Below are 15176 nucleotides of genomic sequence, written 5' to 3'. Positions count from 1 at the left end.
GGGGGTGGCGTGGTCAGCGGGCGGCGGTGAGCTTCCGCAGCCGGGCCAGCCACTCGGCCGTCTCGGGCAGATCGCGCACCTGGGTGCCGTAGGTGCCGCGGCGGTCGGGGGCGACGGGGGTGGTGGCGTCGATGATGAGCTTGTCGGTGATACCGGGCGTGACGGCCTGCGGGGCCAGCTCCAGCACCGACAGATTGGGGATCTGGACCAGATCGCCGGCCGGATTCATCTTCGTGGACAGCGCCCACATCACCTGGGGGAGGTCGAACGGGTCGACGTCCTCGTCCACCACGATCACGGTGGCCGCGTAGCCGAGTCCGTGCGGAGTGGTCAGCACCCGCATGCCGACGGCCTTGGCGAAACCGCCGTAGCGCTTCTTGGTGGACACGATGACGACCAGCCCATGGGTGTACATCGCGTTGACCGCCTGGACCTCCGGGAAGTCGTGGCGCAGTTGCTGGTACAGCGGCACACAGGTGTTGGCGGCGATCAGATAGTCCACCTCGGTCCACGGCATGCCGAGGTAGAGGTGTTCGAAGATCGGGCCGGTGCGGTACGAGATCCGGTCGATGCGGATGACGGGCATGTTCCGGCCGCCGGAGTAGTGGCCGGTGAACTCGCCGAACGGCCCCTCGATCTCGCGCTTGCGGCCCTCGATGACGCCCTCGATGACCACCTCGCTGCCCCATGGCACGGGCAGCCCGGTGAGCGGGGCCCGGGAGAGCGGGGCGGGAGCGCCGCGCAGGGCGCCGGCCAGCTCGTACTCGTTCTGTTCGTACTCCATCGGGGTGGACGCCACGATGGAGATCACCGGTTCGTTGCCGAGCGTGATGGCCACGGGCAGGTCCTCGCCCCGCTCCTCGGCGGTGTGCAGATGCTGGGCGATGTCATGCATCGGCACCGGCTGGATGGCGAGCGCCCGCCTGCCCTTGACCTCGATGCGGTAGATGCCGACGTTCTGCTTGCCGCTGTGCTCGGGGTCGGCGGGGTCCTTGGAGACCACGGCGGCCTTGTCGATGTAGAAGCCGCCGTCGCCGTCGTTGAGCCGGATCAGCGGCAGCACCCGGAAGATGTCGGCGTCCTCGCCCTCCAGGGTGTTCTCGGCCCACAGCGGATTCTCGCGCCACTCGGGAGCGACCGGGAAGGTGTCCCAGCGGCGGATGAACTCCTCGACCTGCTCCTTGGTGCCGGTCTCCTTGGGCAGGCCGAGCGCGAGCGCGTGATTGGCCCAGGAGCCGTGCACATTGAGCGCGATCCGCGCGTCGGTGAAGCCCTTGACGTTGTCGAAGTACAGGGCGGGAGCGTGGCCGCCCAGGCGCGGGGCGGCGTTCGCGGCGGCGGCGATGTCCGGCTCCGGCATCACCTCGTCGGCGATGTGCAGCAGTTGGCCCTCCTTCCGGAGGGTGTCGAGAAAGCCGCGGAAGTCGTCGTAGGCCATGGAAACTCCAAGTGGGGGCAGAGGCTGGGGGAGGGGATCAGGCGGCGGTGTGCTTCGGGCCGCGGGCGGCGCGCATGCCCTCCCACCGCTTGGCGGCGGGTGCGGGCAGGTCGAACTGGTCGAGGAGGCGGGCGGTGAGGTGGTCGACGATGTCGTCCACCGACCGCGGGTGGTTGTAGAAGGCGGGCATGGGCGGGACCATCCGCACGCCCATCCGGGAGAGCGCCAGCATGTTCTCGAGGTGGATCTCGCTGAGCGGGGTCTCCCTCGGTACGAGGACGAGCCGGCGCCGCTCCTTGAGGACCACGTCCGCGGCGCGGCCCACCAGACCGTCGGCGTATCCGGCGCGGATCCCGGCGAGGGTCTTCATCGAGCACGGCGCGATGATCATGCCGTCGGTGCGGAAGGAGCCGGAGGAGATGGTGGCGCCCTGGTCCTCGGGGGAGTGCGTCACCTCGGCGAGCTCGGCCACCTCGCGGGCGGACCGGCCGGTCTCCAGCTCGATCGTGGTGCGCGCCCAGCGGCTGAGCACCAGATGGGTCTCCACCTCGGGCAGCTCGGAGAGGAGCTCCAGCAGGCGGACACCGAACACGGCACCCGTTGCTCCTGTCATGCCCACGATCAATCGCATGGTGGCGTGCTCCCTCGGCTGCGGTCGGTGGAAGGGGGAAGCGGTGATTCGGGGACTCTTTCGGTCACCCGTTCATCGCAACGCACTCCACGCTAGATGCGGACCACGGGACACCAGCCGTACACTGGAGACGCGCTATGGACAGAAACGGACACCGTGATGTCACCGAGGTTCCGTTCCGGCCCTCCGTGGGAGCCCCGCCGGGAGCGGCCGTCCTGGATTTCCCCGGGCTGGCCGCCCGCGCCCGCAGCCATGGCCTCGATGTGCACGCCCCGATGCGGCTCGCCTTCCACCAGGTGATCGCCGTGCGCTCGGGGAGGCTGCGCTGCTCGGTGGACTTCACCGAGCACGAGCTGACCGAGGGCGGCTGGATGTGGGCGCGCCCCGGGCAGATCCACCAGTTCCGTTCCCCGCTCGGCGCCGCGGAGGGCGCGGCCGTGCTCTTCCCGCCCGGCTATCTCGGCACCGCCACCGCCGCGGTCGCCCGGCTGGACCGGCCCGCCTCGCGGTCCCCGCTGGTGGTTCCCGAAGGCGCCGACGCCGAGGCCGTCCGCGGCGTCCTGGACCTCCTGGAGGGCGAGTACCGGGCGGTGTCCGGGCCGCTGGAGGCGCATGTCGAGGTGGTGCGTCATCTCGTCGCGGTCCTGGTGCTCCGGCTGGCCCATCTGCCCGGCGCCCGGAGCGGGGACACGGCGGCCAGTGAGGCGTTCCGCCGCTTCCAGCAGGCCGTGGAGCGCGACTACACCCGCACCCATCGGGTCGAGGACTACGCGGCCCGGCTGGGCTACAGCGTGCGCACCCTGACCCGCGCCACCCGCGCCACGGCCGGATGTGGCGCCAAGCGGTTCATCGACGACCGGGTGCTGCTCGAGGCCAAGCGGCTGCTGGTGCACACCGATCTGTCCGCCACGGCCATCGGCGAGCGGCTCGGCTTCCCGGACGCCACCGTCTTCACCAAGTTCTTCCGCCGCCGGGCGGGCGAGACCCCGGCGGGCTTTCGTACCCGCGCCTCGGGCACCCGGCACTGACGCACGGGGCCCGCACGGGCGCGTACGAGGGCCGTAAGAGGTACATGAGCGCCGTTGGCGGCGTACGGGGGCTACGAGGGCCGTACGCGGCGCGCAGACGCACGCGCGCCCGCCCGGCGGGGAGCCGCCGGACGGGCGCGCGGCGAGGAGCCGTCGGCGGTGGTTCAGTCCGCCGAGAGCGCGGGGTCGCTCATCCCCGCACGGCCGGTCTCCACATGCCCGGCCAGCCGGCGCAGATAGCCGCTGTCGTGGTCGGAGACCACCGACAGGTCGTACCACTGGTGGCTGCGCCCGGTGCGCACGGTGTGTACCACCCGCGCCCCCGGTCGGAGCCGGTAGTGCACGGGCTTCTCCTCGCCGTAGCCGTCCGTGACGGTGAGCCGCACCGTCGCGTCGCCCTGGTTGACCAGGGTCAGCCTGACCTCGCCGGTCGACCGGTCGTGACGGGCGCTCACCTCGGGCCCCGTGCCGGTGGCATGGCCGGTGAAGTGGCGCAGGAAACCGGCCGGACCGTGCACCTGGAAGTCATAGGCGCCCTGGTCCGCCGAGGAGCGCTGCCAGTTGCCCGACAGCCGCTTGCCCGCCTCGACGGTGTAGCCCCACGGCCCGCCCGCATGGCTCGCGGAGGTGATATGGAAGTGCGCCCCGGCGCCCCGGCCGTGGTTGACGAAGTCGACGCGCAGGCCGCCGTCGGCGGCGGTCGTGGCGTCGGCCGACAGCTCGTACGGCAGCGGCCGGGCGCGGCGCAGCCCGGGCTCCTGCCGGGGCAGCGAGGGGTGCTCCGGGGGCGTCGGCACGTAGTCGGGGTGCCGCTCGTTGTCCTTGGGCCGGTAGCCGCTGGTGTCCGGCATGGCCGGGACCTTCACATCGGTCCGCGAGAAGTCGAAGGCCGCGGTCAGGTCGCCGGACACCGCCCGCCGCCACGGCGAGATGTTCGGCTCCTCGACGCCGAAGCGCCGCTCCATCAGCCGGATGACCGAGGTGTGGTCCAGCGTCTGCGAGCACACCCAGCCGCCCTTGCTCCACGGCGACACCACGAGCATCGGCACCCGCTGCCCCAGCCCGTACGGGCCCGCGGGCTGCGCGGAGGAGCCGGGGAACAGCTCTCCGGTGGTGTCCACGGTCGAGCCGCCCCGCTTGTCGCCGGGCGCGTACGGCGGCATCACGTGGTCGAAGAAGCCGTCGTTCTCGTCGTAGGTGATGAGCAGCGCGGTCTTGCTCCACACCTCGGGGTTGGAGGTGAGCGCGTCCAGCACCTGGGCGATGTACCAGGCGCCGTAGTTGGCGGGCCAGTTGGGGTGCTCGGTGAAGGCTTCGGGTGCCGCGATCCAGGAGATCTGGGGCAGCTTTCCGGCCTTCACATCGGCCCGCAGGATATCGAAGAAACCGTCGCCGTTCTTGGCGTTGGTGCCGGTGCGGGCCTTGTCGTACAGCGGGTCGCCGGGCTTGGCGTTGCGGTACTGGTTGAAGTAGAGCAGGGAGTTGTCGCCGTAGTTGCCGCGGTAGGCGTCGTCGATCCAGCCCCAGCCGCCGTCCGCGTCCAGCCCGTCGCCGATGTCCTGGTAGATCTTCCAGGAGATCCCGGCCTTCTCCAGACGCTCGGGGTAGGTGGTCCAGCCGTAGCCGGCCTCGGCGTTGTCCAGCACCGGGCCGCCGCCCTTGCCGTCGTTGCCCGTGTAACCGGACCACAGGTAGTAGCGGTTGGGGTCCGTGGAGCCGATGAACGAGCAGTGGTAGGCGTCGCAGATGGTGAAGGCGTCGGCCAGCGCGTAGTGGAAGGGGATGTCCGCACGCGTCAGATACGCCATGGTGGTGGCCGACTTCGAGGGGATCCACTTGTCGTAGGCGCCGTCGTTGAACGCGACATGGCCATCGCCCCAGCCATGCGGCAGGTCCTGGAGGAACTGCAATCCGAGGTCGTTCACCTCGGGCCGGAACGGCAGCACCTCCTTGGAGCCGTCCGACTGATGCCACACCGGCTTGCCGTTGGGCAGCCGCACCGGCCGCGGATCGCCGAATCCCCGCACCCCGCGCAGGGTGCCGAAGTAGTGGTCGAAGGAACGGTTTTCCTGCATCAGCACCACGATGTGCTCGATGTCCCGCAGACTGCCGGTCCGGCGGTTGGCGGGTATCTCCGCGGCGCGCGCGATGCTGGCGGAGAGCAGGGAGGTGGCCGCACCGGCCCCGGCCAGTTGCATGAATCGTCGACGATCGAAGGAGGTCATGGCACTCCGGATTTCTATGGCGTTGGGAGGGGAAGCAGCGGAATCGGTGCAGTCTGTTCCCCCGGGACGGTACGGACAACGGCAAATGGGCGAAACGGCGGGAAAGCCTCCGTAAATCTTGATCGCGGGCCGAAACCTTGCCGCGCCTGCCGCGCATGCTTCCGTCGGCCTCTACCAGCGCCTCCCGGGCCGTTGTGGCGCATGCCGCAGCGGATGGGCCGGTATCCGCCGGGGCGAACTCCGTTTCGCGGAGCCGAGGACGGGCACGCGAGCAGTGTGCTTCGGACCGGAGGCACGCCACGGGAGCGTCCCGGCTGTGCGAGGCGTGTTCACGGTCGCCCGAGTTGTCTGGAATGTACTTCTGTGGTGACACCGACAACAGCCAAGGGAGGCATCGGCTCATGACGTCCGCTCAAGCACACCCCCGAGCCCACCCCAAACACGCGCACCACGACGCCCCCGACACCTCCGGCGCCTTCCGCCGGATCGCCGAACTGCCGGACGGCTCGGAGAAGGAGGCCCTGCGAGAGGAAGTCGTCCGGGCCTGGATGCCGATGGCCGAGCGCATCGCCTCGCAGTACCGCAACCGGGGTGAAACGCCCGAGGATCTGCGGCAGGTGGCCATGGTCGGTCTGGTCAAGGCGGTCAAGCGCTATGAGCCGGACCGGGGTTCGGCCTTCGAGAGCTACGCCGTCCCGACCGTCGTCGGGGAGGTCAAGCGGCACTTCCGCGACCATCTGTGGGGCCTGCATGTGCCGCGCCGGGTCCAGGAACTGCGCAACCGGGTCCGCGCCGCCGTCCAGGAGCTGATCCGCTCACCCGACGACCGTTCCCCCAGCGTCAAGGACATCGCACGGCACACCGGCATGGCCGAGGAGGACGTCCTCGTCGGCATGGAGGCACTCGAAAGCTTCCGCACGCTGTCGCTGGACGCCGCGCTGCGCGGCGCGGACGACGGCTACGCGCTGGTGGACACCCTCGGCTCCACCGAGTCCTCCTACGAGCGGGTCGTCCAGCGCGAATCCCTCAAGCCCTGTCTGCGCAGGCTCTCCGAGCGCGAGCGGGAGATCCTCTACCTGCGGTTCTTCTGCGACGAGACCCAGAGCCGGATCGCCGGCCGGCTCGGCATCTCCCAGATGCATGTCTCCCGGCTCATCAACCGCACCTGCGCCCGCCTGGGCGAGGAGGTCGGCGTGCGTGCCGCGTAGCGACCGCGCCACGGGCGACCGTCCAGAACCCAGACGCCGTGAGCGGGGCGCGCCTCATCCGCCGCACCTTCCTGTGCGTCCGCACCCCGGGTCCCCGCCGTGGCCACGGTCACTCATGGCGGGCTATGCGATCGTTGAGATATGCGCGGCACGGCGGTGACGCTGTTCCTCTGCGGCGATGTGATGCTCGCCCGCGGTGTGGACCAGATCCTGCCGCACCCCGGTGACCCGGAGCTGCGTGAGCCCTTCATCCGCGACTCCCGCGCCTATGTCGAGCTGGCCGAGGAGGCGAACGGCCCGATCCCGCGCCCGGTCGACTTCCCCTGGCCCTGGGGCGACGCGCTGGCGGTACTGGACGAGGCGGCACCCGATGTGCGGGTGCTCAACCTGGAGACGAGCGTGACCCGCAGCGATGAGTTCGCCCCCGGGAAGGACGTCCACTACCGGATGAGCCCGGACAACCTCCCCTGCCTGACCGCGGTCCGGCCCGATGTCTGCGTCCTGGCCAACAACCATGTGCTCGACGGCGGCCGGCGCGGGCTGGAGGAGACACTCGACACCCTGGCCGCCGCCGGACTCCGGATCGCCGGAGCGGGGCGTGACGCGGCCGCCGCGCGGCGTCCCGCCGTCGTCCCGGCCGGTGACCACCACCGGGTGCTGGTGTTCTCGTTCGGCGCGGCCTCCAGCGGCATTCCGGACCGGTGGGCCGCGACCGAGGACCGGCCCGGGGTCGACTTCCTGCCCGATCTCTCCGACGCCCGCGCGGCCGCGATCACCGACCGCGTACGGCGGCTCAGCCACCCCGGGGACATCGCTATCGCCTCGGTCCACTGGGGCGGCAACTGGGGATACGGCCTCTCACCGGACCAGATCCACTTCGCCCACGCCCTGATCGACGGCGGTGTCGACCTCGTCCACGGCCACTCCTCCCACCATCCCCGCCCGCTCGAGGTGTACCGCGGCAAGCTGATCCTCTACGGCTGCGGCGATATGGTCGACGACTACGAGGGCATCGGCGGCTACGAGCGCTACCGCGACGATCTGCGGCTGCTCTACTTCCCCGAGGTGGACCCGGACACCGGCCGTCTGATCAGCCTGCGCATGGTGCCCCTGCGGTCACGGCGGATGCGGCTGGAGCACACCGGCCACGAGGACGCCGCATGGCTGGGCGCGACCCTCGACCGCGCCGGGTCCGGCCTCGGCTCGCATATCGACGTCCGGCCCGACGACGTCCTCACCCTGCGCCCGCTCTGACCCCGCCCTGACCCCACCGGGTCAGACGATCTTCGAGCGCACCAGCCCGCCCAGCACCAGCGCCCCGGGGATCAGCGGCAGCCACACCGTGATGAAGCGGTACGCCAGCACCGTGGACGTGGCCGCCTCGACCGGCGCCCCCGCCGCGACCAGCGCGATGACCAGCGCCGCGTCGACCGAGCCGATACCACCGGGGGAGGGGACGACGGCGGCCACCGCCGTGGCGGCCAGATACGCGAGCATCACATGCGCCGGCCGCACCTCCAGCTCCAGCGCCAGGGCGACCGCCACCAGCCCCGCCGCCTGTAGCAGCGGAAACGCCAGCGAACCGCCCCACAGCGCCAGCGCCCTGGACGGCCGCATGTGCAGCGACCGGGCGTCGGCCATCGCGGTGCGGAGAAACCTCACCACGATCCGGCGCACCGGACGGATCAGCGCCACGCCGGCCACCAGCGCCCCGGCCGCCACCACCGCGCCGGCCACCACCATCCCGCTCACCGACTCCGGCAGCAGCGGGCCCAGCCGCAGCGCCTGGGGAAACACCAGGAGCAGCACCACCAGCAACCCCACCCGGGTCGTGGCCTCCGCCAGGAAGTACAGGGCGAGCGCAGCCGAGGAACGGGCGGGCGGCAGCCCGCAGCCCGTCATGAACCGGATGTTCACCGCGCTCGCGCCGATCCCCGACGGCAGCAGATGATTCGCCGCCCCCGCGGCGAACTGGGTGGCGAACAGCCGCCTGGCCGGCAGCCGCTCCAGCACCGTGCCCTGCCGGGCGAACGACACCGCCACCCAGCCGAGCCCGGTCGTGGCCACCGCCGTCAGCAGCCAGTACGGATTGGCGGTGAACATCTGACGGGCGCCGGAGCCGATCAGCGACCGGTGCTGGACCACCCAGTAGCCGACGACGAGCAGCGGCAGCAGGCACAGGATCTGGCGCAGCGGAAGCCGCCGGAGCAGGGCCCAGCGCCCCGCCCGCTCCTTGGGCTGCTCCACGGGCTGGTCCAGCGGCTGCCCCGTGGGGCACGGCATCACGTCAGGCATCGGTCCGGACACTCCTGTCGTTCATGGGATACGTGCCGGATACGGCTCTTGGCCCAGCATGTTCGCGGAACGCGCGCCGCGCAGCGGGAGCGCGATCAGCAGGCCGAGGCAGATCCACACATAGGCGTTGCTGCCGAGGAAGCCGTCCACCCCGGTGGAGTCGAACCGCCACAGCCACACCACGCTGCTGCACAGGAGCACGTACACCACCGCACAGACCCGGAGCAGCAGCTTGCGCCGGGCCGGTGACGCGTCCGGCCGCAGCCCGCTGTCGACGAGCACCGCCAGGGCCGGAATCAGCCAGACCAGATGGTGCACCCAGGTGATCGGGCTGATCAGACAGGCGGCGACCCCGGTCAGCGCGAATCCGGCCCGCTCGTCCCCGGCGGCCGCCGCGCAGCGCACCCGGTGCGCCCAGACGGCCAGCACGGCGAGCACCCCGAGCCCCCACACCACCCCGCTCGGCGGCACCGGGTCGACCAGCCGGGCCAGCACCCCTTCCCACGACTGGTTGGAGACGTAACTGAGTACACCGATCCGCTTGGTGTCCCACAGCGCCTCGGTCCAGTAGACCCGTGAGGCACCCGGCGCGACCGCCAGGGCGAGCAGGGTGGCGGCCGCGGCGGTGGCCGTGGCCGTCGCGGCGGCGCGCCACCGCCGGGTGATCAGCAGATAGCCGATGAAGATCGCCGGAGTGAGCTTGATGGCGGCGGCGAGCCCGATACCGCAGCCGGCGAACCGGCCACGCCCCGTGGACAGCAGCCAGGCGTCGAAGAACACCAGCACCAGCAGCAGCAGGTTGACCTGCCCGAAGCTGAAGGTGTCCCGCACCGGCTCCAGCAGCGCGAACAGACAGGCCGCCACCACGAAGGCGAACCACTTGTTCCAGCCGTGCCGGCGGACGATCGGCCCGATCAGCCAGGTCAGCAGGGTGGCCGAGGCGGCCACGTTGAGCACCATGCTCAGGGTGATCGCGGCCGGCCAGTTGAACAGGGCCATTGGCAGCATGCACAGTGCGGCGAAGGGCGGATAGGTGAAGCCGTAGTCGGCCCCGTCCGCGCCGGGGATGGTGAAGTCGTAGATCCGGCCGTCCCGCAGCCAGTGGCCCACGGCGCCGTAGTAGACGTTCAGGTCGAACCAGTCCCGGTGCAGCGGGACGAAGGCCAGGAAGAGCCCGACCGCCACGGTGAGGGCGAGCGCCAGTACCAGCCGTGCGCGAGGTGTGGTGGGTCCCGTCATGCCGAACGCTCCGATCGGTGGCCGCCGCGGACGGCGGAGAGCGGAGTGCCGGTGGCGAACCCCGGTGCGTGCCGTACGCACCACAGCGCGCATACCGCCAGCACACCCCCGCACACGGCGAACGTCAGTTGCCGCGAATCCGGCGCGAATCCGTTGGGCAGCACGGCCAGCGTGAGCACCCCGCTCCCGGCCACCACCGCCTTGCGCACCGTTCCGCCCGGCCCGGCCGCCGCGATCACGAACAGTCCCCACAGCACGTACCAGGGCCGGATCGCCGGGCCCAGTACGGCCACCGCTATCAGGCTCAGCCCCAGCGCGTACACGGGCCGGGGACGGGGTGGACGCAGCCAGGCGATCCCTATGGCCACGGCGGTGGCCAGCAGCCCCAGACCGTGCCACGCGGGCGCGGCCAGCGGAGCCAGCCCGCTGCCGACGGCCTCCAGCAGGGCGCCGGTGGCGCGGCCCAGGGTGCTGGTGAGCGCCCAGTTGTCCGGTGAGGCCGGAGTGGTGAGCGCCGAGATCCAGCCGTAGCCGGTGCCGGTGACGGCCGTCGCCACTCCGGTGGTGGCCAGGGCCAGCGCCCCGGTGGCCGCCACGGCGCCGACGCGGCGCCTGCGGCCCTCCATCCGGCGCGCCCACAGCGTGGCCACCGCCAGCAGCCCCAGCGCGGCCGGAGCCTTGACCAGGGCGGCGAGCGTGACCAGCACCGCACCACAGGCCGGCCATCGGCCCGTCGCGGCCACCAGCCCTGCCCCGAGCAGCCCGAGCATCACGGCATCATTGTGCGCCCCGCCGACCAGATGCAGCAGCAGGAGCGGGTTGAGCGCCCCCAGCCACAGGGCGGCGCCCGGGTCGGTGCCGCAGCGGCGGGCCAGGATGGGCAGCGCGAGCACCATCACCGCCACTCCGAGCAGCGCGATCAGCCGCAGCCCGATCACCCCGAGCGACGGCTCGGCGCGCGAGGCGTGGGCGACGGCGGATTCGAAGGCCAGCGAGACCGGGCCGTACGGCGTCGGGGTGTGCTGCCACACCGGCGCCACCTGTTCCGCCAGCGGCCCGCCGAGGCGTATGGGGCCGTGGGTGTAGACATCGATGCGGGCGTGCACCATGGCGCCCTGGGCGAGATAGCTGTACACATCCCGGCTGAACAGCGGCGGCCCGGGCAGCAGCGGAGCCGCCCAGACGGCGAGCGTGAGCAGCAGGGAGCGGGGGCCGGGCGGGCGTGGTCCGCGCACCTCGCGTCCCAGCAGCCACCATGCCGCGACCAGCAGCACCAGCCCGAAGTAGGTGCTGATCAGCCCGAGCGCCTCTCTCCCGGAGTCAGGGGTGAGGGCATCCCCCACCGGCAGCGCTCCGGCCGCCGCTCCGCCCGCCGCCAGGGCCACTGACCCAGCGAGGCCGAGAAGCCGGCAGTGACCCGGAGCGACGGCGACACCTTGGACGAGAACACGACGCAGCACCCTGCCAGGGTCGCGAGAGCGCATGGCCGGAAATTGACGTCGCGGTCACCGGAGGCTGGCCGAGAGGTGTCGGCCGGGCCACACTGCGGGCGGGGCGGGCAGGATCGATGTCCATGGTGCCCGGTCGACCACGAGTTGACGCAGTTTGCGCAGCTCGCACGGGCTGTTCCAGCCGAGCACCCCGACCACCCGGCCCCGGTGCCCGTAGGCCACGACGAAGTGGCCGCCTTCGAGCTCGCCGTGGAGCACGGCGAGCTCGGCATCGGCGGGGAATATGCCGTACGCCTGGATATGGGCGTCGTACTGATCGGTCCAGAAGTACGGCACGGGGGCGAACGGTTGGCCCGCGCCGAGCACATTGCGGGCGACGGCCTGGGCCTGTTCCGTGGCGTTCAGCCGGTGTTCCAGCCGCATCCGGCGGCCGAAGTGGTCGTTGTGCCACGAGGCGACATCACCGGCCGCGTAGACACCGGGCGCGGCACGGCAGGTGGGATCGCATTCGACCCCGTTGCCCAGCTCCAGTCCGGATCCGGCCAGCCAGCCGACCGCCGGGGCGGAGCCGATGGCGACCACCACGACATCGGCGTCCAGCAGCGTGCCGTCGGTCAGCTCCAGACCGGTCACCCGGCCGCCGGACTCGAAGAACCGCCGCACCCCGGTGCCGCAGCGCATGGACACGCCGTTCTTCGTGTGCAGCCGCCCGACGAGACCGGCGATCCGGTCGCCGAACTGCCGCCGCATCGGCACCGGCCGCGGGTCGATCATGGTGACGTCCAGCCGCATCCGGCGGGCCGCCGCCGCGGCCTCCGAGCCGAGGAAGCCCGCGCCGACCACCGCCACCTTCACATCGGGCTTGTGGCGCAGATCGGCGCGCAGCGCGAGGGCGTCGTCGAGGGTGCGCAGCAGATGCACCCCGGCCAGATGGTGGGCGCCGGGCAGGCTGTTGGGGGTCACCCCGGTGGCGATGACCAGGGCGTCGTAGGAGACGCTGTCGCCGCCCTCCAGCACCACCCGGCGGGCGGCGGTGTCCAGGCCGGTGGCGGACCTGCCGAACAGCAGCCGTGCGTCGAGGGCGGACAGCTCCTCGTCGGTGCGCAGCTTGATCCGGTCCGGCTCCCAGGTGCCCGCCAGGATCTGCTTGGACAACGGTGGCCGGTTGTAGGGGGTGTGGGGCTCGTCGCCGATGAGGGTGAGCCTTCCGTCGTATCCCAGGGTGCGCAGCGTGACGGCCGCGGTGAGCCCCGCGACCGAGGCGCCCACGACCACGACGTTCCCCGGTGTGTTCACGCGTCGGCCAGGGCGATGGCCAGGGCGGGGCAGACGGCGGCCGCTTGACGCACGTCGTCGTGCAGTTCCGCCGGCGGTCGCTCGTCGAGGAGGACGGCGACACCGTCCTGGTCCCGCTGGTCGAACACGTCCTGGGCGGCGAGTACGCACTGCCCCGAGGCGACGCATTTGTCCTGATGCAAGGTCACCTGCATGGCGTTCTCCGGCACTGGGGGATCAACGGAAGGCGGTTACCAGACGAATGTTCGGTAACGGGCGGAAGGGAGGCTAGTTCTCCTGCGTACCCAGCACAACACGCTCCGCAAGAAGCTGGCCACGCAGCGAGACATATGAGCCTGGCATGTGCACCCCGGGCAGACCGTCCGGTCGGACCGGGGAAGCTGTCCAAACCACCAGGTCACACCCGGGTATCCGGGCCGCGGAGCGCCCTGGCGCGAGGTGCGGCAGCAGCGCCTCACATGGCGGAAATACGCAGGTTACGAAAGTTCCGCATAGCTCACGTACGGTTCGAAGAGCCCCACGATTTCCACCTCACGGAGGATCCTTGCGCACGCTGCCCACACCGCCCGACTGGCTGACGCACCCCCTGCGCGGGGCGCGGACGCTGCGGGACCCCATACCCTGGGCGGCGGTGGCACGCGGAGCCCTCGGCGTGGGGCCGGTGGTGGCTATCGGCGTGGCGTCGGGACATCTGCCCTTCGGGATGCTCGCCGGGCTGGGGGCCATGTTCGCCCATGTCAACGACCGCCCCGCCACCCGCGCCACCCGGATCGTGCGCATCGGCCTGCCCGCCCTCGCCGGGGCGATCGGCCTGCTGACCGGGGCCTGGCTGGACACGCTGGGCCTCGGGATGGGGATCGCGCTCGCCCTCGCCGCCGTCGGACTGGTCTCCGGCGCGATCAGCGCCATCGGGCCGGTCAGCTCCGCCGCCGGGGTGCAGTTGATGGTGCTCGCCGTGGTCGGCGCGGGCATGCCCGTCCCGGTGCCCCCGCCGGTCAAGGCGGGCCTGCTGTTCATCGGCGCCATCTGGGTGATCGCGATGGCCACGCTGCTGCCACGCGTCATCCCCGCACGCCAGACCGCGCCCTTTGATGAACGCGAGACGGTGGCCGCCGTATACGACGCCCTGGCCGGTCTGATGACGGCGGTCGGCACCGACGGCGGCCAGGCGGCCCGGCGCCGGCTGACCGCCGCCTACGACGCCGCGTACGAGGCCCTCTACGCCCACCGGCTCCCCTTCCACCGCCTGGATGAGGAGGAGCGGCGGCTGCGCGACCGGCTGGCGGTGGCCGGAGCACTCAGCGAAGGCGTCCTGACCCTGCTGTGGGAGAACGAACCGGTGCCCGGCCGCATCGCGCGCACCCCCGCCCAACTGGCCCGCTCGGTGCGGACCGGACTGCCACCGGGCCGGCTGCCCGCCCCCGTACCCGACACCGCGGGCAATGTGGCCATGCACCGGGCCGTCCTGCTCGCCGCCCGGGTCTTCGACGGCGAACCGGCGCCCCCCGTCGGCGCGGTCGTCCCCGGCCACCGGCAGCGGCTGCGCCGCGCGCTCGGCCCGGCGGGCCGGGAGTACGCCGCCCGGGTGGCGCTGTGCGTGGGCGTCAGCACCGTGCTCGCCCGGCAACTGCCGGGCGAGCACTGGTACTGGCTCCCCGCCACCGCCGCCTTCCTGGTCAAGCCGGACATGGGCCCGCTGGTCTCCAGGGCCCTGTCCCGCGCCCTCGGCACCGCCGTGGGCGTGGCCGCCTTCGGCGGGCTCGCCACGCTGTTCGGCCCCGGCGCGGGTGTCACCCCCGATGCGGGCGCCCCCGCCATCTGGCCGGTCGTCGTCGCGGCGGTCTGCTCCGCGCTGATCCCCGTCTCCGTACGCCACTTCGCCCTTCAGACCGCCGTGCTCACACCGCTGCTGCTGTCCCTCGTCTACCTCGGCGGCGACACCGACCCCGGGTTCACCCGGCTCACCGACACGCTGCTGGCCTGCGGTGTGGTGCTGGCCGCCGGGGCGCTGCCCGGGCTCGGCGGCCCGCGCGCCCAGGTCTCCGTACGGCTGTCGCTCGCCGTCCGCGCCACCCGCGACCACCTGGACCGGGTGCTGACCGCCGAAGCGCCGTACGCCACCCGGCTGCGGCTGCGCCGCGAGGCATACCGGGCCCTCGCCGACGCGCGCAGGGCGGTGGAGGTGGCCGGCGCCGAACACCCGCCGTTCGGCCGGGACCTGGCGGCATGGGCGCCGGTGGTCTTCGCCCTGGAGGAGATCGTGGACGCGGTCACGGCCTGCGGCGTACGGCTCGATCAGGGTGCGCCGCAGCCCGAGCCCGCCCTCGCGGCCCGGCTGCGGGCCGCGCTGTCCGACCTGGCCGAC

Annotated in this window: 12 protein-coding genes; 4 read left to right on the top strand and 8 right to left on the bottom strand. The window is 72.1% G+C overall.

The window, feature by feature from the left end:
- Window positions 1-13: 13 nt before the first annotated feature.
- Window positions 14-1438, bottom strand: coding sequence for a non-oxidative hydroxyarylic acid decarboxylases subunit C (locus KN815_RS21485; RefSeq protein ID WP_216343569.1), 1425 nt, complete (start codon window positions 1436-1438; stop codon window positions 14-16).
- Between the two features lie 37 nt (window positions 1439-1475).
- On the bottom strand, window positions 1476-2069 hold the full coding sequence (locus KN815_RS21480) for a non-oxidative hydroxyarylic acid decarboxylases subunit B (protein WP_216343568.1): 594 nt from the start codon (window positions 2067-2069) through the stop codon (window positions 1476-1478).
- 137 nt (window positions 2070-2206) lie between these two features.
- On the opposite strand from KN815_RS21480, the gene KN815_RS21475 reads away from it, so the two are divergent.
- A complete protein-coding gene (locus tag KN815_RS21475) occupies window positions 2207-3097 on the top strand; it encodes a helix-turn-helix transcriptional regulator (protein WP_216343567.1) in 891 nt (296 codons plus the stop codon).
- Between the two features lie 164 nt (window positions 3098-3261).
- Here KN815_RS21475 and KN815_RS21470 read toward each other — a convergent pair whose 3' ends face one another.
- The gene (locus KN815_RS21470; RefSeq protein WP_216343566.1) at window positions 3262-5322 is read right to left on the bottom strand and encodes a phosphocholine-specific phospholipase C; all 2061 of its coding nucleotides are present in this window, start codon (window positions 5320-5322) and stop codon (window positions 3262-3264) included.
- Window positions 5323-5723: 401 nt separating this feature from the next.
- On the opposite strand from KN815_RS21470, the gene KN815_RS21465 reads away from it, so the two are divergent.
- Together KN815_RS21465 and KN815_RS21460 are read left to right on the top strand one after the other, a co-directional pair.
- A complete protein-coding gene (locus tag KN815_RS21465; RefSeq protein WP_216343565.1) occupies window positions 5724-6530 on the top strand; it encodes a SigB/SigF/SigG family RNA polymerase sigma factor in 807 nt (268 codons plus the stop codon).
- A 141-nt stretch (window positions 6531-6671) separates the two neighbouring features.
- Entirely contained in the window at window positions 6672-7784 is a 1113-nt protein-coding gene (locus KN815_RS21460; protein ID WP_216343564.1) for a CapA family protein, read from the top strand.
- 21 nt (window positions 7785-7805) lie between these two features.
- Here the strand turns inward: KN815_RS21460 and KN815_RS21455 are convergent, their stop codons facing one another.
- From KN815_RS21455 to KN815_RS21435, 5 genes are read right to left on the bottom strand one after another with little or no spacing between them, the layout of a single operon-like run.
- Complete coding sequence (locus KN815_RS21455) at window positions 7806-8825, bottom strand: lysylphosphatidylglycerol synthase transmembrane domain-containing protein (protein ID WP_243980151.1); 1020 nt, start codon at window positions 8823-8825, stop codon at window positions 7806-7808.
- 21 nt (window positions 8826-8846) lie between these two features.
- Entirely contained in the window at window positions 8847-10064 is a 1218-nt protein-coding gene (locus KN815_RS21450) for a glycosyltransferase 87 family protein (RefSeq protein ID WP_216343563.1), read from the bottom strand.
- Window positions 10061-11548 carry a polyprenol phosphomannose-dependent alpha 1,6 mannosyltransferase MptB gene (mptB, locus tag KN815_RS21445; protein ID WP_372458426.1) on the bottom strand — a complete coding sequence of 496 codons (1488 nt, stop codon included), beginning with the start codon at window positions 11546-11548 and terminating at the stop codon, window positions 10061-10063. Before mptB ends, KN815_RS21450 begins: the two co-directional genes overlap by 4 nt.
- Before the next feature lie 21 nt (window positions 11549-11569).
- Window positions 11570-12811 (bottom strand): NAD(P)/FAD-dependent oxidoreductase, encoded by a 1242-nt coding sequence (locus KN815_RS21440; RefSeq protein ID WP_216343561.1) that lies wholly within the window; start codon window positions 12809-12811, stop codon window positions 11570-11572.
- Complete coding sequence (locus tag KN815_RS21435) at window positions 12808-13005, bottom strand: ferredoxin (protein WP_078638382.1); 198 nt, start codon at window positions 13003-13005, stop codon at window positions 12808-12810. The genes KN815_RS21440 and KN815_RS21435 overlap by 4 nt, the downstream gene beginning before the upstream one ends.
- 350 nt (window positions 13006-13355) lie before the next feature.
- Between KN815_RS21435 and KN815_RS51570 the strand changes: the two genes are divergently transcribed.
- On the top strand, window positions 13356-15176 hold a 1821-nt coding region (locus KN815_RS51570), incomplete at its 3' end, for an FUSC family protein (protein ID WP_216343560.1).

The sequence above is a fragment of the Streptomyces niphimycinicus genome (genome assembly GCF_018883605.1).
Lineage (GTDB): Bacteria > Actinomycetota > Actinomycetes > Streptomycetales > Streptomycetaceae > Streptomyces > Streptomyces niphimycinicus.
The sequence above is the reverse complement of the archived record's forward strand: the minus strand, read 5'-3'. Positions and strand labels throughout refer to the sequence as shown.

Coding starts and splice junctions, on each gene's coding strand:
- KN815_RS21485 (WP_216343569.1), bottom strand. CDS start 1,438: ATGGCCTACGACGACTTCCGCGGCTTTCTCGACACCCTCCGGAAGGAG.
- KN815_RS21480 (WP_216343568.1), bottom strand. CDS start 2,069: ATGCGATTGATCGTGGGCATGACAGGAGCAACGGGTGCCGTGTTCGGT.
- KN815_RS21475 (WP_216343567.1), top strand. CDS start 2,207: ATGGACAGAAACGGACACCGTGATGTCACCGAGGTTCCGTTCCGGCCC.
- KN815_RS21470 (WP_216343566.1), bottom strand. CDS start 5,322: ATGACCTCCTTCGATCGTCGACGATTCATGCAACTGGCCGGGGCCGGT.
- KN815_RS21465 (WP_216343565.1), top strand. CDS start 5,724: ATGACGTCCGCTCAAGCACACCCCCGAGCCCACCCCAAACACGCGCAC.
- KN815_RS21460 (WP_216343564.1), top strand. CDS start 6,672: ATGCGCGGCACGGCGGTGACGCTGTTCCTCTGCGGCGATGTGATGCTC.
- KN815_RS21455 (WP_243980151.1), bottom strand. CDS start 8,825: ATGCCTGACGTGATGCCGTGCCCCACGGGGCAGCCGCTGGACCAGCCC.
- KN815_RS21450 (WP_216343563.1), bottom strand. CDS start 10,064: ATGACGGGACCCACCACACCTCGCGCACGGCTGGTACTGGCGCTCGCC.
- mptB (WP_372458426.1), bottom strand. CDS start 11,548: ATGCGCTCTCGCGACCCTGGCAGGGTGCTGCGTCGTGTTCTCGTCCAA.
- KN815_RS21435 (WP_078638382.1), bottom strand. CDS start 13,005: ATGCAGGTGACCTTGCATCAGGACAAATGCGTCGCCTCGGGGCAGTGC.